28 protein-coding genes are annotated in these 22,012 nt (G+C 61.9%); 13 read left to right on the top strand and 15 right to left on the bottom strand.

The window, feature by feature from the left end:
• Positions 1-85 precede the first annotated feature (85 nt).
• On the top strand, positions 86-1,039 hold the full coding sequence (gene rlmF, locus ACK1VC_RS15690; RefSeq protein ID WP_016485059.1) for a 23S rRNA (adenine(1618)-N(6))-methyltransferase RlmF: 954 nt from the start codon (positions 86-88) through the stop codon (positions 1,037-1,039).
• A 51-nt stretch (positions 1,040-1,090) separates the two neighbouring features.
• On the opposite strand, the gene ACK1VC_RS15685 is transcribed toward rlmF, so the two are convergent.
• On the bottom strand, positions 1,091-1,372 hold the full coding sequence (locus ACK1VC_RS15685) for an HU family DNA-binding protein (RefSeq protein WP_023046954.1): 282 nt from the start codon (positions 1,370-1,372) through the stop codon (positions 1,091-1,093).
• 370 nt (positions 1,373-1,742) lie between these two features.
• Between ACK1VC_RS15685 and yejK the strand changes: the two genes are divergently transcribed.
• Entirely contained in the window at positions 1,743-2,750 is a 1,008-nt protein-coding gene (yejK, locus tag ACK1VC_RS15680; RefSeq protein WP_016485058.1) for a nucleoid-associated protein YejK, read from the top strand.
• Here the strand turns inward: yejK and ACK1VC_RS15675 are convergent, their stop codons facing one another.
• The gene (locus ACK1VC_RS15675; protein ID WP_016485057.1) at positions 2,751-3,035 is read right to left on the bottom strand and encodes a GIY-YIG nuclease family protein; all 285 of its coding nucleotides are present in this window, start codon (positions 3,033-3,035) and stop codon (positions 2,751-2,753) included. It lies immediately after the preceding gene.
• 55 nt (positions 3,036-3,090) lie between these two features.
• Here ACK1VC_RS15675 and ACK1VC_RS15670 point away from each other — a divergent pair, with 55 nt between their 5' ends.
• Positions 3,091-3,963 carry a hypothetical protein gene (locus ACK1VC_RS15670; protein ID WP_016485056.1) on the top strand — a complete coding sequence of 291 codons (873 nt, stop codon included), beginning with the start codon at positions 3,091-3,093 and terminating at the stop codon, positions 3,961-3,963.
• Here ACK1VC_RS15670 and ACK1VC_RS15665 read toward each other — a convergent pair.
• The 13 genes from ACK1VC_RS15665 to ACK1VC_RS15605 form a co-directional block, all read right to left on the bottom strand.
• On the bottom strand, positions 3,942-4,427 hold the full coding sequence (locus ACK1VC_RS15665; RefSeq protein WP_016485055.1) for a nuclear transport factor 2 family protein: 486 nt from the start codon (positions 4,425-4,427) through the stop codon (positions 3,942-3,944). The genes ACK1VC_RS15670 and ACK1VC_RS15665 overlap by 22 nt on opposite strands.
• A 157-nt stretch (positions 4,428-4,584) precedes the next feature.
• Positions 4,585-5,865 carry a CynX/NimT family MFS transporter gene (locus tag ACK1VC_RS15660; RefSeq protein WP_060517603.1) on the bottom strand — a complete coding sequence of 427 codons (1,281 nt, stop codon included), beginning with the start codon at positions 5,863-5,865 and terminating at the stop codon, positions 4,585-4,587.
• 13 nt (positions 5,866-5,878) lie between these two features.
• A complete protein-coding gene (locus ACK1VC_RS15655) occupies positions 5,879-6,529 on the bottom strand; it encodes a FadR/GntR family transcriptional regulator (protein WP_191087311.1) in 651 nt (216 codons plus the stop codon).
• Between the two features lie 257 nt (positions 6,530-6,786).
• Positions 6,787-7,833: a histidinol-phosphate transaminase gene (hisC, locus tag ACK1VC_RS15650; RefSeq protein ID WP_016485052.1), complete on the bottom strand. Its 1,047-nt coding sequence runs from the start codon at positions 7,831-7,833 to the stop codon at positions 6,787-6,789.
• A 2-nt stretch (positions 7,834-7,835) separates the two neighbouring features.
• Entirely contained in the window at positions 7,836-9,161 is a 1,326-nt protein-coding gene (gene hisD / locus ACK1VC_RS15645) for a histidinol dehydrogenase (protein WP_023046950.1), read from the bottom strand.
• Positions 9,162-9,295: 134 nt separating this feature from the next.
• Positions 9,296-9,931, bottom strand: a complete 636-nt coding sequence (hisG, locus tag ACK1VC_RS15640; protein WP_016485050.1) for an ATP phosphoribosyltransferase — start codon at positions 9,929-9,931, stop codon at positions 9,296-9,298.
• Positions 9,932-10,022: 91 nt separating this feature from the next.
• The gene (gene murA / locus ACK1VC_RS15635) at positions 10,023-11,288 is read right to left on the bottom strand and encodes a UDP-N-acetylglucosamine 1-carboxyvinyltransferase (protein WP_016485049.1); all 1,266 of its coding nucleotides are present in this window, start codon (positions 11,286-11,288) and stop codon (positions 10,023-10,025) included.
• 23 nt (positions 11,289-11,311) lie between these two features.
• Complete coding sequence (locus ACK1VC_RS15630; protein ID WP_003255121.1) at positions 11,312-11,551, bottom strand: BolA family protein; 240 nt, start codon at positions 11,549-11,551, stop codon at positions 11,312-11,314.
• A 117-nt stretch (positions 11,552-11,668) separates the two neighbouring features.
• Positions 11,669-11,971: an STAS domain-containing protein gene (locus ACK1VC_RS15625; protein ID WP_016485047.1), complete on the bottom strand. Its 303-nt coding sequence runs from the start codon at positions 11,969-11,971 to the stop codon at positions 11,669-11,671.
• A complete protein-coding gene (locus ACK1VC_RS15620) occupies positions 11,968-12,615 on the bottom strand; it encodes an MlaC/ttg2D family ABC transporter substrate-binding protein (RefSeq protein WP_016485046.1) in 648 nt (215 codons plus the stop codon). Before ACK1VC_RS15620 ends, ACK1VC_RS15625 begins: the two co-directional genes overlap by 4 nt.
• Before the next feature lie 9 nt (positions 12,616-12,624).
• Positions 12,625-13,110: an outer membrane lipid asymmetry maintenance protein MlaD gene (gene mlaD, locus ACK1VC_RS15615; protein ID WP_016485045.1), complete on the bottom strand. Its 486-nt coding sequence runs from the start codon at positions 13,108-13,110 to the stop codon at positions 12,625-12,627.
• Positions 13,110-13,907 (bottom strand): lipid asymmetry maintenance ABC transporter permease subunit MlaE, encoded by a 798-nt coding sequence (gene mlaE, locus ACK1VC_RS15610; RefSeq protein ID WP_016485044.1) that lies wholly within the window; start codon positions 13,905-13,907, stop codon positions 13,110-13,112. The genes mlaD and mlaE overlap by 1 nt, the downstream gene beginning before the upstream one ends.
• Positions 13,907-14,716, bottom strand: a complete 810-nt coding sequence (locus ACK1VC_RS15605; protein ID WP_016485043.1) for an ATP-binding cassette domain-containing protein — start codon at positions 14,714-14,716, stop codon at positions 13,907-13,909. Before ACK1VC_RS15605 ends, mlaE begins: the two co-directional genes overlap by 1 nt.
• Positions 14,717-14,964: 248 nt before the next feature.
• On the opposite strand from ACK1VC_RS15605, the gene ACK1VC_RS15600 reads away from it, so the two are divergent.
• From ACK1VC_RS15600 to ACK1VC_RS15555, 10 genes are all read left to right on the top strand, one after another.
• Positions 14,965-15,939 (top strand): KpsF/GutQ family sugar-phosphate isomerase, encoded by a 975-nt coding sequence (locus ACK1VC_RS15600; RefSeq protein WP_016485042.1) that lies wholly within the window; start codon positions 14,965-14,967, stop codon positions 15,937-15,939.
• Between the two features lie 11 nt (positions 15,940-15,950).
• Positions 15,951-16,475, top strand: coding sequence for a KdsC family phosphatase (locus ACK1VC_RS15595; protein ID WP_016485041.1), 525 nt, complete (start codon positions 15,951-15,953; stop codon positions 16,473-16,475).
• Between the two features lie 8 nt (positions 16,476-16,483).
• Positions 16,484-17,056 carry an LPS export ABC transporter periplasmic protein LptC gene (gene lptC / locus ACK1VC_RS15590; protein ID WP_016485040.1) on the top strand — a complete coding sequence of 191 codons (573 nt, stop codon included), beginning with the start codon at positions 16,484-16,486 and terminating at the stop codon, positions 17,054-17,056.
• The gene (gene lptA / locus ACK1VC_RS15585; protein ID WP_016485039.1) at positions 17,043-17,567 is read left to right on the top strand and encodes a lipopolysaccharide transport periplasmic protein LptA; all 525 of its coding nucleotides are present in this window, start codon (positions 17,043-17,045) and stop codon (positions 17,565-17,567) included. The genes lptC and lptA overlap by 14 nt, the downstream gene beginning before the upstream one ends.
• Positions 17,568-18,293, top strand: coding sequence for an LPS export ABC transporter ATP-binding protein (gene lptB / locus ACK1VC_RS15580; protein ID WP_003255132.1), 726 nt, complete (start codon positions 17,568-17,570; stop codon positions 18,291-18,293).
• Between the two features lie 177 nt (positions 18,294-18,470).
• Positions 18,471-19,964 (top strand): RNA polymerase factor sigma-54, encoded by a 1,494-nt coding sequence (locus ACK1VC_RS15575; protein WP_024717623.1) that lies wholly within the window; start codon positions 18,471-18,473, stop codon positions 19,962-19,964.
• A 79-nt stretch (positions 19,965-20,043) separates the two neighbouring features.
• Positions 20,044-20,352 (top strand): ribosome hibernation-promoting factor, HPF/YfiA family, encoded by a 309-nt coding sequence (gene hpf / locus ACK1VC_RS15570; protein WP_016485037.1) that lies wholly within the window; start codon positions 20,044-20,046, stop codon positions 20,350-20,352.
• 12 nt (positions 20,353-20,364) lie between these two features.
• Positions 20,365-20,829 (top strand): PTS IIA-like nitrogen regulatory protein PtsN, encoded by a 465-nt coding sequence (gene ptsN, locus ACK1VC_RS15565; protein ID WP_016485036.1) that lies wholly within the window; start codon positions 20,365-20,367, stop codon positions 20,827-20,829.
• 2 nt (positions 20,830-20,831) lie between these two features.
• Positions 20,832-21,686: an RNase adapter RapZ gene (rapZ, locus tag ACK1VC_RS15560; RefSeq protein ID WP_016485035.1), complete on the top strand. Its 855-nt coding sequence runs from the start codon at positions 20,832-20,834 to the stop codon at positions 21,684-21,686.
• Positions 21,687-21,705: 19 nt separating this feature from the next.
• Positions 21,706-21,978 (top strand): HPr family phosphocarrier protein, encoded by a 273-nt coding sequence (locus tag ACK1VC_RS15555; protein ID WP_016485034.1) that lies wholly within the window; start codon positions 21,706-21,708, stop codon positions 21,976-21,978.
• Positions 21,979-22,012 lie beyond the last annotated feature (34 nt).

The raw sequence follows: 22,012 nt of genomic DNA, 5'->3' as shown, positions 1-22,012 counted from the left end.
CGCCGCTATCGTGGGGGCGCGGCCTTGTGCCGCGAATGGGCCCACAGCGGCCCTCTGGCCAGCACCTGCAGCACCGGACCCGAGCATGACCCAAAACAAACCCACCTTGCACCCGCGCAACCGCCACCAGGGCCGTTACGACTTCCCCAGCCTGATCAAGGCCCACCCTGACCTGGCCCGTTTCACCATTACCAACCCACACGGCAAACCCAGCATCGACTTCGCCAACCCCGAAGCCGTGCGGGTGTTCAACCGTGCCCTGCTCAAGGCCCAGTACGGCATTCAGCACTGGGACATCCCCGCCGACTACCTGTGCCCGCCCATTCCCGGCCGCGCCGACTACATCCACGTGGCCGCCGACCTGTTGGCCGACGACAATGCGGGTGAAATCCCCAAGGGCGCCAAGGTGCGTGCGCTGGATATCGGCGTTGGCGCCAACTGCATCTACCCGCTGCTGGGCTACAGTGACTACCGCTGGCGCTTCCTCGGCTCGGACATCGACCCCGTGGCCCTGGCCTCGGCCAAAGCCATTGTCCAGGCCAATGGCCTGGGCAAGGCCATCACCCTGCGCCAGCAGGCCAACCGCGCGCATATTCTCAGCGGCTTGCTGCAGGACGACGACCGCTTCGACCTGACCCTGTGCAACCCGCCCTTCCATGCCTCGCGCGAGGAAGCCACCCGTGGCAGCCAACGCAAGTGGAAGAACCTGGGCAAGCAGGACCCCAAGCGCAAGCTGCCGGTGCTGAACTTCGGCGGCCAGAACAATGAACTGTGGTGTGAAGGCGGTGAAATCCGCTTTGTCAGCCAACTGGTTGGCGAAAGCGTGCAATACGCCGAGCAGGTGTTGTGGTTCACCAGCCTGGTATCCAAAGCCAGCAACCTGCCGGGTATCGAGGCTGCGCTCAGCAAAGCAGGCGCCAAAGCCGTGCGCATCCATGACATGGGCCAGGGCCAGAAGCAGAGCCGCATGGTCGCCTGGAGCTTCCAGGACGACGCCGCGCGCAAGGCCTGGCACGCCCGGCGTAAAACCCAGGCATGAAAAAACCGCGCCTGGGCAAGCCAGGCGCGGTTTTTGTCAACGCTTCAACAATTACTTGTTGATGGCATCGGTCAGCACTTTGGCTGGAACGAACTTGACGACTTTCTTGGCAGCGATTTCGATGGCAGCGCCAGTCGAAGGGTTGCGGCCGGTACGGGCAGGACGCTCGGAGACTTTCAGCTTGCCGATGCCTGGCAGAGTGATTTCAGCGCCGTTTTCCAGCTGGTCGGCAACGATCTGGCCCAGTTGCTCCAGAGCGTTCTTGGCGGTGGTTTTTGGCGCGGCGATCGATTCGGCGATGTCGGCAATCAGTTGGTCTTTGGTCAATGCCATGGTGGTGTTCCTTCCCTATCAAATTCGATGGTTATGCAGCGAACTACGACGTTATCGGGCCAGCCCCTTACAGTGGAGGGCCGCGCCAATTGCGTATGTAGATACATAAATCGGCGTTTGGTTCGACACGACGACAGCACGCTGCCAGCACTGCGCCACACGAGGGGCGCAAGACCGCGCAAAACTACCACAGGAATGGATAAATATCCGCTGCGCACTTCGATTTAATGCAGGTTTTTCGGGGGTTTTAGCCTAAAACGCAGAAAACTGAACAAAAAACGAACAACCGACATATCTGCCAACATACGGCCACTGCATCACCTTGTGTCTAGGGTAAACTTGCCAACTTTTGCAGCTCGCCGAGAATCCCATGCCAATCCGTCATTGCATCGTTCACCTGATCGACAAAAAGCCCGATGGCAGCCCTGCTGTACTGCATGCCCGCGACGCCGAGCTGGCCGCATCCGATGCCATCGAAAACCTGCTGGCAGACCTCAACGACAGTTACAACGCCAAGCAAGGCAAGGCCTGGGGTTTTTTCCACGGTGAGTCTGGGGCCTACCCGCTCAGTGGCTGGCTGAAGCAGTACCTCGATGAGGAAAAGGACTTCACCGCCTTCAGCCGCGTGGCGGTGGAACACCTGCAAAAGCTGATGGAAGAGTCCAACCTGTCCACCGGCGGGCACACCCTGTTTGCCCATTACCAGCAAGGCATGACCGAGTACCTGGCGATTGCCCTGCTGCACCACAGCGAAGGCGTGGCAGTGAACGCCGAGCTTGATGTAACGCCTTCGCGCCACCTAGACCTTGGCCAGCTGCACCTGGCAGCGCGCATCAACCTGTCGGAATGGCAGAACAACAAGAGTTCCAAACAGTACATTTCGTTCATCAAGGGCAAGAACGGCAAAAAGGTCTCGGACTATTTCCGCGACTTCATCGGCTGCCAGGAAGGCGTCGACGGCCCAGGCGAAACCCGCACCCTGCTCAAGGCTTTCAGTGACTTCGTCGAGAGCGAAGACCTGCCGGAAGCGTCTGCCCGCGAAAAGACCCAGACCCTGGTCGATTACGCCACCACCCAGACCAAGCTGGGCGAACCGGTCACGCTGGAAGAGCTGTCCAGCCTGATCGACGAGGACCGGCCCAAGGCGTTTTACGACCATATCCGCAACAAGGATTACGGCCTGTCTCCGGAAATCCCCGCAGACAAACGCACCCTCAACCAGTTCCGTCGCTTCACTGGCCGGGCCGAAGGCCTGTCGATCAGCTTCGAGGCGCACCTGCTGGGGGACAAGGTTGAATATGACGAAGAGGCTGGTACCTTGGTCATCAAGGGCCTGCCAACGCAGCTGGTCGATCAGCTCAAGCGCCGCAAGGACTGATCAGCTGCCTGCATAGGAGGCGACCAGCGCCTCCTTGGCCGACTTGCGCAGCCGCTTCACCAGGCGCTCCTGGCGCAATGCCTCGCCTTTGTTCGGCCACTGCTCCACATACACCAGCGCCTGCGCGGGGCTGGTCTTGAAATACCGCGCGCCCTGCCCTTTCTGATGCGCCACGAAACGCCGCTGCGGGTCGTCACTGATGCCGCAGTAGAGCGAACCATTGGCGGCACGCACAAGGTAGACATACCAGGGTTTCGCTACCGGTTGCGGCAATTCTTCACTCACGACGCCAGCTCTTTCGATGATTAATTTGGTGAGCCCAACGCTTTAGGGCTACATCATGTTCCGCACACTACCGCAAATACTGCTCGGCGCAACGCTGTCGACCATCGCCGTTACCGCCAACGCCTCGATCGGCGCAAAGGTCGCCCAAAAAATGCAGGCCAACTACGACGCGACCCCGCCACAATGCGAGGGCGAAGCCGTACCCGCCCATGCCTGTTCCGGGGTGCTGCTAAGGTCGACCCGGCCCTCGCCCGCGTATCACACCTGGCACCACAGCCCCAACTCCAAGGCCAAAGGTGCGGTGTCGTTTTCCTACCTGCGCGCAGATATTCCGGTGACCCGCCTGGCAGAAGATGGCCGCAGCGGTTTCACCCTGCACCCCATGCTGCAAAGGCCCAAAGGCACCCTGCGCTATGAAATGCTCTGCGCCATGCCCAGCGACGGCGATACCTGGGAACGCGGCTCCCGCGGCTGCGGCGACAACCGCCAGACGGCGGATGTCGAAACCGTCTGCCATGAGCAAGGCATCCTGACGGCCGAGGACTGGATCGCGCAGTTCAGAAAAACCGGTGACTACAAACAGCAATGTGCCTTCGACATCCAGCGCGCCCGGGTGCCGGAGCGGGCCGAGGCTTTCCACCAAAGCCTGCGGGTCAAGCAATTGTTCGCCGCTGAAATGCCATTCCCGTGGAACGAGGTGATGATCGGCGCGTGGGACGAAGCACGCTCCGGCAGCTTGCCCATCCAATCGTTCTTCTACATCGACGGCCCATACGGCGCGCTTGAGCAGGCTCAGGCGGACCAACGCGACTGGCACCAGACCCACGGCAGCTTCATTCCCGTCATCCGCATACAACTGCCGAAGTCACTGCAGGACGGTGCCAGGTTCAGCTACCACGACGGCGATCAGGCTGTAGCGCTGCCCTGACTGTGCTGGTAAGCGCGCAGGCCCTTGAAGGCCTGCTGGCGCACCTTGTTCTTGAGCATGGGTGACCACCCCAGCAACATACCCGGCACACCCAATGCCTGCCGCGACCAGCGCCACAAGTCGAAGGTATCGTCATGCTGGCAGATCAACCCGTCGCGAATCACAAACCGTGCCTGGATGTCGTTGACCACAACACGGCCGGTCTGGCTGAACAGGTAGGTCGCCACCCAGTGCGCGCCGCCACTGCGCTCGTCGGCGCGCACACTGTCGAATGCCAGGGTGAAGTTTTTGGCCCGGGTAGTGAGCATCCGCCACATGTCGCCCACATCCCTGCCGCGCAGGGTGCCGAAAACCGGGTCGCTGAAAACGATATCGTCGCTGTAACAGGCCACCATGGCCTCGGCGTCCAGGCGCTGGAAAGCCTGGTAGAAGCGGGTGATCAGGTCGCGGTTGGCGTCGCTCATGGGGCAGATCCGTCCAGGGCTCGAAAACAGCACCATAATCTGCTCCGCAGGCTTATGCCAGTGCCGGCCCCACAGGGATCACGCTGCCCGCAAAATGTGTGCAATGCCAGCGGAAGCGGCTTTACCCGCGATAGCGCCGGCAGTGCCAGCACATGCCTCAAACTTTCTCGCAGGTCACCTGCACATGCAAAGCACGCCCGGCACCCAGCCCGAATACGATGGCGCCAATGCCCAGCACGGCAAAAATCCAGCCCAGTGCCGCCCAGCCCCCGGTGATGTCGTGCACCAGGCCCACCGCAAACGGCCCCATCGACGCCAGGGTGTAACCTACCCCCTGGGCCATGCTCGACAGGTTCGCCGCCACATGGGCATCTTTCGAGCGCAGCACGATCAAGGTCAGCGCCAGGGCAAAGGTGCCACCTTGCCCCAGGCCCAGCACCACGGCCCATCCCCACAACCCGGACAACGGTGCATACAGGCAACCGAACAGGCCGGCCAGGGTGATGAGCATGACCAGCACGATGGCCAGCCGCTGGTCCTTGCCACGGGTGGCCAGCCAGGGCGCACTGAGCGAGCTGACCAGTTGCACGATCACCGACCCCGACAACACCAGGCCTGCGTCGGTCGGGCTCAGGCCGCGGCCGATGAGGATCGACGGCAACCAACCGAACACGATGTAGGCCAGCGATGACTGCAGGCCCATGTACAGGGTTACCTGCCAGGCCAGCGGGTCACGCCACAGGCCACGCACGCGATAGGCCACCTTGTGCAGGCCATGCCCCCGTCGCGCCTGCGGCAGCCACACCAACATGGCCAGCAACGCCGGCAACGCCCAGAAGCCCAGCCCCATTGCCCAACCACCCTCAAAATGCTGGGCCAAAGGCACCGTCGCCCCCGCCGCCATCGCCGCACCCAGGCACAACGCCATGGTGTAGACGCCAGTCAGCGTGCCAGCATGTTGCGGGAAGTCGCGTTTGACGATACCTGGCAACAAGACGCCGATGATGCCGATGCTGGCCCCCGCCATCAGGCTGCCGAGAAACACCCCGACAGCCCCAAAGGCGCTTCGTACCACGATGCCTAGCGCCAGGGTGACGAGAATGCCGAGGATCACCCGCTCGCTGCCAAAGCGCCGCGCGAGCACCGGTGCCAGCGGGGCAAACAAACCAAGGCAAAGTACCGGCAAGGTGGTCAGCAAGCCGGCCTGCGAGGCATTAAGCCCGAGGCCCTCGGACACCTGCCCCAGCACCGGCGCCATGCTCGACAGCGCCGGGCGCAGGTTCAATGCAACCAGCACCAGGCCAAGCAGCAACAGCCAAGGCCGCCGCAACACCACAGGTTGCTGCTGAACCTGCTCATCGTCAGCTTCGGCATCGATCAAAAGCTCATCGAGGTCGCGCTCGTTGCGCGGGGTGTTATGGGTTATGGATTCAGCCATGGCCTTCTCGGAGTCAGGATTCGATGAGGGTACGGCTCAGGCGCTTGGCCCGCTCCGCATCACGTTGTTCGACGGCGTCGAGGATCTGCCCATGCAGATCGAACGTGGATTGGCAACGGGGCACGGTTGCCATGTTGTGCTTCAGAGCAGCCGCCACCACCCCGGCAAAGTACCGGTACAGCTCGCTTAACGCCGGGTTGTGCGCGGCATCGACCAGCCGCTGGTGAAATACCAGGTCGCACGCTACATATTCATCGACATCCCCGTGAAAGTGCCCGGCACTGCCGGCCAAGGCATCACGCAGCGCTTGCAGGTCAGTATCCGTTCGGCGCAGCGCCGCCAGGCCAACGGCTTCAGCCTCAAGGATATGGCGGGTTTCCCGGGCCTGCTCCGGGGTGCAGCGCGACATTGCCTGCACCGCCTGCAAGGGGTCATGCGCCGTGCGCAAGTAGCTACCGTCGCCCTGACGAATTTCCACCAGGCCACTGAAAGCCAGCACGCGCATCGCCTCGCGCACGGTGTTGCGGCTTATGCCCAGCTGATGGGCCAGCTCCGGCTCAGTCGGCAAGCGCTGCCCGACCTGCCAATCGCCCATCACGATACGCTCGCGCATGCGCTCCACGGCCAGCTCCACGAGAGAGCGCTTGGTCAACTCGGTACCCATCTCACTCAACCAATCATCCGATGAATCGACAGAGCTTAGTGGATATCGGGCAGCCGGGCAAACCACCAGGTATTTGAACCCAGGCGTTCGGGGTCGAAGAGAGCAGCCGTTAGGCTGTGGGCATGCCCTGCGAATAGGGGGCGCGGTGCCTGGCACCGGCTTCGCCGGTGTTCGCGGGGCAAGCCCGCTCCCACAGGGCGACTGCTAAATCAGGCAGTTAGCAGCTATTCTGTGGAAGCGCAGGGCCATCAATCACGTCAGTTCAACGCATCGAGCAGCGCCTGGTTCATGTCTGGCGTGCCGATGGTAATGCGCAGGAACTGGGCAATGCGCGGCTGCTTGAAGTGGCGCACGATCACACCTTGCTCGCGCAGGCGTGCAGCCAGTTCGCCGGCATCTTGGTGCGGGTGGCGGGCAAAGATGAAGTTGGCGGCCGAAGGCAGTACCTCGAAACCCTTGGCCTCAAGCTGCCTGACCAAGACCTCGCGGCTCTCGATCACCTTGCGGCAGGTTTCCTCGAAATACTCGCGGTCTTCGAATGCCACCGCCGCGCCAACGATCGCAGCACGGTCCAAGGGATAGGAGTTAAAGCTGTTCTTGATCCGCTCCAGCGCCTCGATCAGGTCCGGATGCCCTACCGCCAGCCCCACCCGCAAGCCAGCCAACGAGCGCGACTTCGACAACGTCTGGGTAACCAGCAGATTGTCGTAGCGGTCCACCAGGCTGATGGCCGTCTCGCCACCGAAATCGATGTAGGCCTCATCGACCACCACCACCGAGTCACGGTTGGCCTGCAGCAACTGTTCCACCGCCTGCAGCGGCATCAGGCAGCCAGTCGGCGCATTGGGGTTGGGGAAGATGATGCCGGCATTTGGCTTGTTGTAGTCCTCGATGCGGATCTGGAACTGCTCATCCAGCGCCACCTGCTCGAAGGCAATACCGTACAGGCCGCAATAGACCGGGTAGAAGCTGTAGCTGATGTCCGGGAACAACAGCGGCGCATCGTGCTGGAACAGGCCGTGGAAGATGTGCGCCAGCACCTCGTCCGAGCCGTTGCCGACAAACACTTGCGCCGGGGTTACGCCGTAGTACTCGGCGACCGCCTGCTTCAGCCGGTCACCGTTCGGGTCCGGGTACAAGCGCAGGTTGTCGTTAAGCTCGCCACGCATGGCCTCCAGCGCCTTGGGCGACGGGCCGTAGGGGTTTTCGTTGGTGTTCAGCTTGACCAGACGGGCCAGCTTGGGTTGCTCGCCCGGCACATAAGGCACCAGGTCCTTGACGAAGGGGCTCCAGAATCGACTCATGCTCAGTTCCCCTTCTCTTGGGTCAGGATACGGTATTCGGCGCTGCGGGCGTGGGCGGTCAGCGACTCGCCACGGGCCAGGACCGAAGCCGTGTGGCCCAGCTCGGACGCGCCCTGCTCGGAGCAGAAAATGATCGACGAACGCTTCTGGAAGTCATACACCCCCAACGGCGACGAGAACCGCGCGGTGCCGGAGGTAGGCAGCACGTGGTTGGGCCCGGCGCAGTAATCGCCCAGCGCTTCGCTGGTGTGACGGCCCATGAAGATCGCGCCAGCGTGGCGAATGTGCGGCAACCAGGCTTGCGGGTCGGCCACCGACAGTTCCAGGTGCTCCGGGGCAATGCGGTTGGCCACGTCCATGGCCTGTTGCATGTCACGCACCTGGATCAGTGCACCACGGCCATTGATCGACTTCTCGATGATGTCGGCACGTTCCATGGTCGGCAGCAGCTTGCTGATGCTGGCCGCAACACGGTCGAGGAATGCGGCATCCGGGCTGACCAGGATGGCCTGGGCGTCTTCATCGTGCTCGGCCTGGGAGAAGAGGTCCATGGCGATCCAGTCCGGGTCGGTCTGGCCGTCGCATACCACGAGGATTTCCGACGGGCCGGCGATCATGTCGATGCCTACCTGGCCGAATACGTGGCGTTTGGCGGTGGCTACGTAGATGTTGCCCGGGCCGACGATCTTGTCCACCTGCGGCACGCTCTCGGTGCCGTAGGCCAGTGCAGCAACCGCCTGGGCACCACCGACGGTGAATACGCGGTCCACACCGGCGATGCAGGCGGCAGCCAGCACCAGTTCATTGACCTCGCCACGCGGGGTCGGCACTACCATTACCACTTCGGCCACGCCGGCAACCTTGGCCGGAATGGCGTTCATCAGCACCGACGAAGGGTACGACGCCTTGCCGCCCGGCACATACAGGCCTGCACGGTCCAGCGGGGTGACCTTCTGACCCAGCACGGTGCCGTCGGCCTCGGTGTACTGCCAGGAGTCCTGCTTCTGCCGTTCGTGGTACATGCGCACGCGGTTGGCGGCCTTTTCCAAGGCTTCGCGCTGGACCGGGGTAATGCGGGTCAGGGCCAGCTCCAGGCGCTCGCGACCGAGGATCAGGTCATCGATGCTGTTGGCCGAAACGCCGTCGAAACGCTGGGTGAACTCTACCAGTGCCGCATCGCCGCGCTCGCGCACGCCCTTGATGATGTCGAGCACGCGCTGGTTGACCGCGTCATCGGACACACTCTCCCAGCTCAGCAGATGATCCAGATGTCGGGCGAAATCCGGATCAGCAGCGTTGAGACGGGCAATTGCAGTGGACACGGTCATGGCGAGGGCCTCGATTATTAGCGAATGCTCAGGCACCCTAGGCTACCAGTCCATCCGCGCGGGCACCCGAGAAAAGTGGCTATGACGCGGATAGACGGGCGCGACGGCGAAAGCCGCGCGCAGTCGGTAGAGAGTCAGCCGCGGTGTCGCGATTCGACTGCTTGACGCAGCGTGTCGATCAGGCTCTGGATACGGGCGTGCTGCATTTTCATGGAAGCCTTGTTGACCACCAGGCGCGAGCTGATCGTGGCGATCAGGTCCTGGGGCTCCAGGCCGTTGGCACGCAGAGTGTTGCCAGTGTCGACCACGTCGATGATCTTGTCGGCGAGGTTGATCAGCGGTGCCAGTTCCATCGAACCGTACAATTTGATGATATCGACCTGACGGCCCTGTTCGGCGTAGTAGCGTTTGGCTACGTTGACGAACTTGGTGGCCACGCGCAGGCGGCCCTTGGGCTCGGGTGCGCCGACCACGCCGGCAGTCATCAGCTTGCACTGGGCAATCTGCAGGTCCAGGGGTTCGTACATACCCTGGCCGCCGTACTCCATCAGCACGTCCTTGCCGGCCACACCCAGGTCGGCGGCACCATGCTCGACATAGGTCGGCACATCGGTCGCACGCACGATCAGCAGGCGCACATCGTCCTGCGTGGTGGGGATGATCAGTTTGCGGCTCTTGTCCGGGTTCTCGGTCGGCACAATACCGGCCTCGGCCAGCAACGGCAGGGTGTCGTCGAGAATACGGCCTTTGGAAAGCGCGATGGTCAACATTGGAACGTCGGTCCTTAAGCGGCTGCTGCCGGCCAGGTCATCGACCTGGCCGCATTCAATTCGAAAGGTGCATCCTTGCACCTGCGGGCTATTAGCCCGGTACGCGGCGGATTTTCGCGCCGAGCATCTGCAGTTTCTCTTCGATGCACTCGTAACCACGGTCGATGTGGTAGATGCGGTCGATCAGGGTATCGCCTTCGGCAACCAGCGCCGACAGCACCAGGCTGGCGGACGCACGCAGATCGGTGGCCATGACCGGGGCACCTTTGAGCGACTTGACGCCAGTGACGATGGCAGTGTTGCCCTCGACCTGGATCTGCGCGCCCATGCGGTGCATTTCGTAAACGTGCATGAAGCGGTTTTCGAAGATGGTTTCGATCACCGCGCCGGTGCCTTCGGCAATGGCGTTGAGCGAAATGAACTGCGCCTGCATGTCGGTCGGGAACGCCGGGTACGGGGCGGTACGCAGGTTGACGGCCTTTGGCCGCTTGCCATGCATGTCCAGCTCGATCCAGTCTTCGCCGGTGTTGATGTCGGCACCGGCTTCCTTGAGTTTTTCCAGTACGGCTTCAAGGATGGTCGGGTCGGTGTCCTTGACCTTGACGCGGCCACCGGTCACGGCAGCAGCGACCAGGTAGGTACCGGTCTCGATGCGGTCCGGCATGACGCGGTAGCTGGCCGAGTGCAGGCGCTCGACGCCATCGATGGTAATGGTGTCGGTACCGGCGCCCTGGACATTGCCGCCCATGGCATTGATGAAGTTGGCCAGGTCGACCACTTCAGGCTCGCGCGCGGCGTTCTGCAACACGCTGCGGCCCTTGGCCAGGGCAGCGGCCATCATGATGTTCTCGGTACCGGTGACGCTGACGGTGTCGAAGAAGAAGTGCGCACCGCGCAGGCCACCCTCAGGCGCCTTGGCCTTGATGTAGCCACCTTCCACTTCGATCTTCGCGCCCATGGCCTCGAGGCCGCGGATGTGCAGGTCGACCGGGCGCGAACCAATGGCGCAACCGCCAGGCAGGGCCACTTCGGCTTCGCCGAAACGGGCAACCATCGGGCCCAGTACCAGGATCGAGGCGCGCATGGTCTTGACCAGCTCGTAAGGCGCAACCAGGGTCTTGATGGTGCGTGGGTCGATCTCCACCGACAGCTTCTCGTCGATCACAGGCTCGATGCCCATGCGGCCGAACAGCTCGATCATGGTGGTGATGTCGTGCAGGTGTGGCAGGTTGCCCACGGTGACCGGGCCATCGGCCAGCAGGGTCGCCGCCAGAATCGGCAAGGCTGCGTTCTTCGCGCCCGAAATGCGGATCTCGCCGTCAAGGCGAGCGCCGCCAGTAATAATCAGTTTGTCCATTGGAGTCTCGCCGCCAAGTTGGCTCAGGTGCGCTCAGCCCAGGCTGCGCTGCTGAAAAATTTCATGGTTACCGCATGGATGCTGCCATTGGCGATCCATGGGTTCAGGTGAGCATAGATCGCCTGCTGGCGTTTGACCGGGCTCAGGCCAGCCAACTCGTCGCTGATCACGTTCAACTGGAAGTTGCAGCCTTCGCCTTCAACTTCGACCCGGGAACCCGGCAATTTCTCTTCAAGGAAGCTTTTAACTTCTACGGCCTGCATGCTCAACCTCAATCGGCGCCCGATGCGCACGGGTCGGCCATCATACAAAAAAGCCCCCCGCCTGCGAAGCCCAACGAGGGCTTCGCTGACCGAGGGGCCATCATCCGTGCCGGGCCATCAGGTTGCCAGCACTTCATCAAGGTCATAGACCTCGGCAATTTCCCGCATGTCGTCAGGCATGCCGCGGACCTCGCAGGCCTTGCCGGTGGCTTGGCCATCGCGAATGAACGCAAGCAACAGCGACAGGCCAACGCTCGACGACTTTTCGACAGCCGAGCAATCCAGCACCAGGTGCGGCTCGCGGGAGGCGTCGATCAGCGACTTGCCCTGCTTGCGCAAGGCGGGGCCGGTACGGTAGTCCAGCACGCCGGCCAGGCGCATAACGCCTGGCTCAGCCATGCTTACGCCGGCCTCACTCATTTCACTTCCTTGTCAGGCGAGCTGTCTGCTGCCTGCTTGGCCTTGGCCACTTCACCCGCCCAGCCGTCGATGGTCTTGTCCAGGTTGTTGCCATTGCGCTGCATGGCATCGGCAAACTGGTCACGGAACAGCTTGCCAATGTTGATGCCGTTGACGATGACGTTACGCACCTTCCACTCACCACCGATGTTTTCAAGGGTGTACTGCACCGGGTAAACGGCACCGTTGTTACCGGTGACCTTCATGCCTACGCTGGCGCGCTTGCCGTCATCGGCTTTGGCCGGGTCGACGACGATGCCCTGGTTGTTGTATTCGAGCAGCGCATTGCCATAGAACTGCATCAGGCTGCGCTTGAAGTTTTCCTGGAAGCGCTGCATCTGCTCAGGTGTGGCCTTGCGCGAGTACTTGACGGTCATGATGCTGCGGGAAATACCGTCAGCGTCCACCACCGGGCCCAGGATGCGGTTGAGCGCATCGTAGAAGGCGCTGGGGTTGGACTTGTACTGCTCCTTGTTGGCCTTGAGGTCACCCAGCAGTTCATTGGTCGTGCCCTGAACCACCTCGTGAGGCGACTGCGCCGCCAGGGTCAGCAGAGGGAAGGCCGCCAGCAGGACCAGCAGGCCACGTCGCAGGATCGAAATCATGGATACTCCTTAATTAGCCGGTTGCGCTTCTTTCGGTTCCTTGCCAACGGAGTTGAGCAGGAACTTGCCAATCAGATCTTCCAGCACCAAGGCCGACTGGGTGTCGTGGATGGTCGCGCCATCCTTGAGCACCTGATCTTCGCCGCCCACGCTGATGCCGATGTACTTCTCGCCAAGCAGACCGGCAGTCAGGATCGAGGCCGTGGAGTCGGTCGGCAGGTTGTCCACCGACTTGTCCAGCTGCAACGTCACCCGACCGGTGTAGGAATCCCGGTCCAGATCGATGGCGGTGACCTTGCCGATGGTCACACCGGCCATGGTCACTTTAGCTCTGACCGTCAAACCGGCGATATTGTCGAAGTAGGCATAAACTTTATAGGTATCGCTGCTCGGGCTGGCCGACAGCCCGCTGACACGCAGGGCCAGCAGCAGCAGCGCCAGGATCCCGGCCAGGAGGAACAGGCCGACACCGATTTCCAGGGTGCGGTTTTGCATCAGAAATCTCCAAACATCAAGGCGGTCAGAATAAAGTCCAGACCCAGCACTGCCAACGAGGCATAGACCACGGTCTTGGTGGTGGCACGGCTGATCCCTTCTGAGGTGGGCTCGCAGTCGTACCCCTGGAATACGGCAATCCAGGTTGTGACGAAGGCGAACACCAGGCTCTTGATCAGCCCGTTAAGCACGTCGTCAGTGAAAGAAACACTGTTCTGCATGTTGGCCCAGAACGAGCCTTCGTAGACGCCCAGCCAGTCCACGGCCACCCACGAGCCACCCCAGATGCCGACCACGCTGAAGATCAGCGCCAGCAACGGCAGCGAGATGAAACCGGCCCACAGGCGCGGCGCGACGATGTACTTGAGCGGGTCGACGCCGATCATTTCCAGGCTCGACAGCTGCTCGGTCGACTTCATGTTGCCGATTTCGGCGGTCAGCGCGGACCCTGCACGGCCGGCGAACAGCAACGCCGTTACCACCGGGCCGAGCTCACGCAGCAGGGTCAGGGCGACCATCTGCCCCACTGCCTGCTCCGAACCGTACCTGGCCAGGATGCTGTAGCCCTGCAGCGCCAGCACCATGCCGATAAACACCCCGGACACGACAACGATCGCCAGCGACAACACGCCCACCGAGTACAGCTGCCTGGTCAGCAGCTGGAAGCCGCCGCCGATACCGCCACGGCCAACCAGCGCATGGAACAGGAACAGGCAGGAACGCCCGAGCACGGCCAGCACATCGATTGCCGAACGGCCCAGCAGGCGAACACGTTCGAGTAAGGATTTTCTGCGCATCAACGCGCTCCCAGCAGGTCGGCGCGGTAGTCAGGCGCAGGAAAGTGGAAGGGTACCGGGCCGTCCGGGTCGCCCTTCATGAACTGGCGAATGCGAGGGTTGTCCGAGCCCATCAGCTCGTCGGGCGTCCCCTGCCCCAGCACCTGGCCGTCGCCTACCACGTAGAGGTAGTCGGCGATGCTGGCGGTTTCCGCCAGGTCGTGGGAAACGACGATGCTGGTAATGCCCAGGGCATCGTTGAGCAAGCGGATCAGGCGCACCAGTACGCCCATGGCGATCGGGTCCTGGCCGACGAACGGCTCGTCGTACATAAGGATCTGCGGGTCCAGGGCAATTGCCCGCGCCAGCGCCACACGGCGCTTCATGCCACCGGACAATTCATCAGGCATCAGGTCGATGGCACCCCGCAGGCCCACGGCCTGCAGCTTCATCAGCACGATGTCGCGGATCATTTCGTCCGACAGCTGGGTGTGCACGCGCAGCGGGAACGCGACGTTCTCGAACACATCGAGGTCGGTGAACAGCGCGCCACTCTGAAACAGCACACCCATCTGTTTGCGGGCGTCGAACAGGTCGCTGCGCGACAGCGTCGGCAGGTTCTGGCCGGCAACCCATACCTCACCGCTGGAGGGGCGCAATTGCGCACCCATCAGGCGGAGCAACGTGGTCTTGCCGCAACCCGATGGCCCCATGATGCCGGTGACCTTGCCGCGCGGGATGCGAATGTCGACGTTGCTGAAAATGCTGCGCGAACCACGTTTGAAGGTAACCCCCTTCAACTCGACCGCGTAGGCGCTATCCACACTCATCTAGACTCCTTGCTAGTGCAGCCTCGTCCTAATGGACGCCGGCCTCCATCAGGAAGGCACAAGCGCCCCTGGCAGGCCGAATAGCGGCGAACTATAGCACCGCTGACAGTGCCGCCCCAAGGCCGGACAAGCAGTCGTTCAGCCCCGTGACAGGCTTTGATGACATTCGCTACAGCAATCGAAGGGGTGAGGGTTTTCGTCATTGCGCGTATAATCGCGACCTTTTCATCAGGCATTGCTTTCTCGACATGAGCCAATCCAGCGAGCTGATTCAATCCGCCCAACGCACCCTGCGCCTGGAACTCGAGGCCGTAGAGGCCCTGCTGGCGCGCATCGACGACAATTTCGTCAAAGCCTGCGAGCTGATCCTGGCCAGCAAGGGCCGGGTGGTCGTGGTCGGCATGGGCAAGTCCGGGCATATCGGCAACAAGATCGCCGCCACCCTGGCCAGCACCGGGACCCCGGCGTTTTTCGTGCACCCGGCCGAAGCCAGCCATGGCGACATGGGCATGATTACCCGCGATGATGTCATCCTTGCGCTTTCCAATTCCGGCAGCACTGCCGAAATCGTCACCCTGCTGCCGTTGATCAAGCGCCTGGGCATCAAGCTGGTCAGCCTGACCGGCAACCCGGACTCGCCCCTGGCCCAGGCCGCCGAGGTCAACCTCGACGCCCGCGTCGCGCAAGAGGCCTGCCCGCTTAACCTCGCACCCACCTCCTCCACCACGGCATCGCTGGTGCTGGGCGACTGCCTGGCCATCGCCCTGCTCGAAGCCCGCGGTTTCACCGCTGAAGACTTTGCCTTCTCGCACCCGGGCGGTGCACTGGGCCGTCGCCTGCTGCTCAAGGTCGAGAACGTGATGCACAGCGGCGACGAGCTGCCCCAGGTAGCCCGCGGCACCCTGCTCAAGGATGCGCTGCTTGAAATGTCCCGCAAAGGCCTGGGCATGACCGTGATCGTCGAAGCCGACGGCACGCTGGCCGGGATCTTCACCGACGGCGACCTGCGCCGCAGCCTGGACCGCAACATCGACGTACACACCACCCTGGTCGACCAGGTCATGACCGTGCACGGCAAAACGGCCCGCGCCGACATGCTCGCTGCCGAAGCCCTGAAGATCATGGAAGACCACAAGATCAGCGCACTGGTGGTGGTGGACCGCGAGGGCCGCCCGACCGGCGCCCTGAACATGCACGACCTGCTGCGCGCCGGTGTAATGTAAGGAGCGATGGAATGAACCAGGACCTCATGCAACGCGGCAAAGCCATCAAGCTGGCAGTGTTCGACGTAGACGGCGTGCTCACCGACGGGCGCCTGTACTTCCTCGAAGATGGCAGCGAGTTCAAGACCTTCAATACCCTCGACGGCCAGGGCATCAAGATGCTCATGGCCTCGGGTGTGGCCACCGCGATCATCAGCGGGCGCAAAACCCCTGTGGTCGAGCGCCGGGCAAAAAACCTCGGCATCCCGCACCTGTACCAGGGCCGCGAGGACAAATTGGTCGTGCTTGACGGCCTGCTCGCCGAACTGGGCCTAAGCTATGATCAAGTGGCCTACCTGGGCGATGACCTGCCCGACCTGCCGGTCATTCGCCGGGTGGCATTGGGCATGGCCGTGGCCAGCGCCGCCCCGTTTGTTCGCCAGCACGCTCACGGCGTGACCCAGGCACGCGGCGGCGAAGGCGCAGCCCGTGAATTCTGCGAACTGATCATGCAGGCCCAGGGTACCCTGGACGCTGCCAACGCCAACTACCTGTAAGGCTGCCCATGTTCAGCAAGAAAGCCCGCAATATTGCGCTGCTAGCAGTGATCGCCGCCCTGCTGGCGGCGGTCGGCTACTGGAATGTCAGCCCGGAAAGCTTCCTCGACAAGCCGGTGGCCCAGGTCGACGAAAGCGCCATCGACTACTATGCGATCAACGCGCACAGTGTGCAATTTCTGCCCGACGGCAAGCTGCAGTACGAAATGACCGCCGACAAGGTCGAGCACATGAAGACCAGCGAAATCACCTTGGTGACCACGCCGGACCTGCACCTGTACCGCGGCACCCAATACCCGTGGCACGTGCAAAGCACCCGCGCCGAGGTCAACCCGGACGGCACCGAGGTCGAGCTGATCGACAAGGTACGAATTGCACGCATCGACGAAAAACAGCGTGAAACCATCATTACCAGTTCACGCATGACCGTGTTCCCGCAGAAGCAATATGCGCAGACCGAGCAAGCCGTTAGAATCGACGGCGCCGGTGGCACGACTACGGGCAAAGGAATGAAAGCGTATTTGAAAGAAAGCAGGATGGACCTGCTCTCTAACGTAAGAGGACAGTATGAGGCTCGTTAAAACCCTCCCCCTTTTGCTCAGCCTGAGCGCAGCACTGGGAAGCGCGAGCGCCTTCGCACTGCCGAATGACCGTGATCAGCCGATCCGCATCCAGGCCGACCAGGCCCATCTGGATGACAAGCAAGGCGTGGCCACCTATACCGGTGACGTGATCATCACCCAAGGTTCGATGATGATCAAAGGCAACACCGTGACCATGACCCGCGCCGCCAACGGCGACATCGATGTGGTCACCTCGGTCGGCAACCTGGCCTACTTCGAGCAACAACAGAGCGCTGCCAAGCCAGACAAGATGAAAGGCTGGGCAGTGACAATCCAGTACCAGGCGCAGAAAGACACCGTGATCCTCACCGACCGCGCCAAGGTCGAAAACGAGGGCAACACGACCGAAGGCGAGAAGATCGTCTACAACACCAAGTCCCAGGTGGCGACCGCCGGTCGTGGTGGCAACGTGACCCAGCCACGTCAGCGCATCGACATGGTGATCCAGCCCAAGAAGAAGGCCGAGTAAATGGCAACCCTCAAAGCCCAGCATCTGGCCAAGAGCTACAAGGGGCGGCAGGTCGTACGTGATGTCAGTCTGTCGATCGACAGTGGCCAGATCGTCGGCCTGCTCGGCCCCAACGGCGCCGGCAAGACCACCTGCTTCTACATGATTGTCGGGCTGGTCCAGGCCGAGCAGGGGCGCGTGCTCATCGACAACCTCGATGTCAGCCACCAGCCCATGCACGGCCGCGCCCGTGCCGGCATCGGCTACTTGCCGCAGGAAGCCTCGATCTTCCGTAAACTGTCGGTGGCCGACAACATCATGGCCATTCTCGAGACCCGCAAGGACCTCGACCGCGACGGCCGCCGCAAAGAGCTGGAAAGCCTGCTGCAGGAGTTCCACATCAGCCACATTCGCGACAACCTCGGCATGAGCCTTTCCGGTGGTGAACGCCGCCGCGTCGAGATTGCCCGCGCCCTGGCAACCGCACCCAAGTTCATCCTGCTGGACGAACCCTTCGCCGGTGTCGACCCGATCTCGGTTGGTGACATCAAGCAGATCATCCACCACCTCAAGGCCAAGGGCATCGGTGTGCTGATTACCGACCACAACGTGCGCGAGACGCTGGATATCTGCGAGACCGCCTATATCGTCAATGATGGCCGACTGATCGCTGAAGGCGATGCCGAGACCATCCTGGCCAACGACCTGGTCAAAGAGGTTTACCTGGGCCACGAGTTCCGGCTCTGACCCAGGGGAAGCGCCTGGAGCACTGGCACATAGCCGTGAAACCGCGGGTAAAGTTGTTACAGCGCTCTAGGCAAACGCTACAATTTAAGGCATAAAACTTGCTTGATCTGGCGCCCCGGCGCCCTCGTGTAGTGGATGGCGCATGCGCGCCGGCGAACAAGGTATTAAGCCCCAGCCATGAAACCATCGCTCGTCCTAAAAATGGGCCAGCAACTGACGATGACACCGCAGTTGCAACAGGCCATCCGTCTGCTCCAGCTTTCCACCCTGGACCTCCAACAGGAAATCCAGGAAGCGCTGGAGTCGAACCCGATGCTCGAACGTCAGGAAGACGGCGAGGACTTCGACAACAGCGACCCGATGGCGGACAACGCCGAGAACAAGCCGGCAGCCGAAGCCCAGGACAACAGCTTTCAGGAAAGCACCGTCAGTGCCGACAACCTGGAAGATGGCGAGTGGGGCGAGCGGATCCCCAACGAGCTTCCGGTCGATACCGCCTGGGAAGACATCTACCAGACCAGCGCCAGCAGCCTGCCGAGCAACGATGACGATGAGTGGGACTTCACCACCCGCACATCGGCCGGCGAAAGCCTGCAAAGCCACCTGCTGTGGCAACTGAACCTGGCGCCGATGTCCGACACCGACCGCCTGATCGCCGTTACCCTCATCGACAGCATCAACGGCCAGGGCTACCTGGAAGACACCCTTGAGGAAATCTGCGCCGGTTTCGACCCGGAGCTGGATATCGAGCTGGACGAGGTCGAAGCGGTGCTGCACCGTATCCAGCAGTTCGAACCGGCCGGCGTCGGCGCCCGTAACCTGGGTGAATGCCTGCTGCTGCAACTGCGCCAGCTGCCTGCCAACACTCCGTGGATGACCGAAGCCAAGCGCTTGGTCACCGATTTCATCGACCTGCTCGGCAGCCGCGACTACAGCCAGCTGATGCGGCGCATGAAAATCAAGGAAGACGAGCTGCGCCAGGTCATCGAGCTGGTACAAAGCCTCAACCCGCGCCCTGGCTCACAGATCGAGTCCAGCGAACCCGAGTACGTGGTGCCCGACGTCATCGTGCGTAAAGACAGCGACCGCTGGCTGGTGGAGCTGAACCAGGAAGCCATCCCGCGCCTGCGGGTCAACCCGCAATACGCAGGCTTCGTGCGCCGCGCCGACACCAGTGCCGACAACACCTTCATGCGCAACCAGTTGCAGGAAGCGCGCTGGTTCATCAAGAGCCTGCAAAGCCGCAACGAAACCCTGATGAAGGTTGCCACGCAGATCGTCGAGCACCAGCGCGGTTTCCTCGACCATGGTGATGAAGCAATGAAGCCGCTGGTGCTGCATGACATCGCCGAAGCGGTGGGGATGCATGAGTCGACCATCTCTCGGGTTACCACGCAAAAATACATGCACACCCCGCGTGGCATCTACGAACTGAAATACTTTTTCTCCAGCCACGTCAGCACCTCCGAAGGCGGAGAATGCTCGTCTACAGCGATCCGCGCGATCATCAAAAAACTGGTTGCAGCGGAAAATCAGAAAAAGCCATTGAGTGACAGCAAGATCGCTGGTTTACTGGAGGCACAAGGCATCCAGGTAGCCCGTCGCACCGTCGCCAAGTACCGCGAGTCGCTCGGCATAGCACCGTCGAGCGAACGCAAGCGACTGATGTAGCCCCTGAGATGCGCCACAGCGTTTGTGGGGCAGGTGCAAGACCTGCCTCTTTATGCACGGGCAATAAAGGAGAAGCTGTATGCAAGTCAATATCAGTGGACAGCATGTAGAAGTCACCCAGCCACTGCGCGATTATGTGCTTGAAAAGCTCGCCCGCGTGGAAAGTCACTTCGACAAGATCACCAACGTGCAGGTCATCATGAAAGTCGAGAAGCTGCAGCAGAAGGTCGAAGCGACCCTGCAGATTCCTGGCGGTGAAGTGGTTGCCAATGCCGAAGACCAAGACATGTATGCAGCCATCGACGCCTTGGCCGACAAGCTCGACCGCCAACTGAAAAAACACAAGGAAAAACAGCAAAGCCTGCTGCAAGGTGCAGCTGCCCGCTGATCCCCCTCATCCATGATCCGACTTGAAACCATCCTGACCCCCGGCCGTTCCCTCGTGAACGTGCCGGGCGGCAGTAAAAAGCGCGCCTTGGAAACGGTTGCGAACCTCATCGCCGATCAAGTGCCAGAACTGGAGATGCAAGACGTCTTCGAAAAACTGGTCGCCCGCGAAAAACTCGGCTCGACCGGTTTCGGCAATGGCATCGCCATCCCTCACTGCCGGCTTGAAGGTTGCTCCGCACCGGTCAGTGCCCTGCTGCACCTGGACGCCCCAATCGAATACGACGCCATCGATGGCGCGCCCGTGGACCTGCTGTTCGTCTTGCTGGTGCCTGAAGCCGCTACCGATGCCCACCTGGAACTGCTGCGCCAGATTGCCAGCATGCTTGATCGCAAGGAAGTTCGTGATCGCTTGCGTAGCGCCAGCAGTAACGAGGCCCTCTTCCAGGTAGTCCTGGACGAACAGAACGAGCACTGAACATGCGCTTGATCATTGTCAGCGGCCGGTCCGGCTCCGGCAAGAGTACCGCCCTCGATGTCCTGGAAGACAATGGTTTCTACTGCATTGACAACCTGCCCGCCGCGCTCTTGCCGGAGCTGGCGGAAGAGGCGCTGATCAACACCGAACTGCTGCAACCGAAGGTTGCAGTGTCGATCGACGCACGTAACCTGCCCAGCCACCTGACGCGCTTCCCCGAATTGCTCGAAGAAGCCCGCGCGCGCAATATCCAGTGTGATGTGCTGTTCCTGGATGCCGACGAAGGCATGCTGCTCAAGCGCTTTTCGGAAACCCGCCGACGCCACCCATTGACCAATGCCAACCGCTCGCTGGCCGAGGCGATCCGCGTCGAGAGCGAGCTTTTGGGGCCGATCGCCGACCTGGCTGACCTGAAGATCGACACCACCAACCTGAACCTGTATCAACTGCGTGATTCGATCAAGCTGCGCCTGCTCAACCAGCCCGAGCCTGGCACCGCGTTCCTGGTCGAGTCGTTCGGTTTCAAGCGGGGCATGCCGGTCGATGCGGACCTGGTGTTCGATGTGCGCTGCCTGCCCAACCCTTACTGGAAGCCTGAACTGCGCGAACACTCCGGCCTCGAGCAACCGGTCATCGACTACCTGGGCGCACAGCCAGATGTCGAAGACATGTTCAGCGACATTTCCAGCTACCTGCTCAAGTGGCTCCCCCGCTTCGCCGCCAGCAACCGCGCCTACGTTACCATTGCCATCGGCTGCACCGGCGGCCACCACCGCTCGGTGTACATAACCGAGCGCCTTGGCCAGTTGCTGCAGCAATCCCTGAAAAACGTCCAGGTCCGCCACCGCGACCTCTAGCCCAAGGATCCGCCCCACGATGCCCGCCCGCGAAATCACCATTATCAACAAGCTGGGCCTGCATGCCCGGGCGGCAGCCAAGTTCGTCGGCGTGGCTGGCCGTTATCCCTGCCAGGTGCGCGTTGGGCGCGCGCCGGACACGCTGGTGGACGGCAAGAGCATCATGGCGGTGATGATGCTGGCAGCCGGCAAAGGCACCCAGGTGCACCTGCATACCGAAGGCGAGCAGGACAACGAGGCGATGAATGCGTTGGTCGAGCTGATCAACAACTTCTTCGACGAAGGCGAATAGAAGCCTGCACGGTCCTGCTGGGAACGCGTAAACC

The sequence above is a fragment of the Pseudomonas sp. XP2 genome, from assembly GCF_053557975.1.
This window is presented reverse-complemented; position numbering and strand designations above follow the sequence as displayed.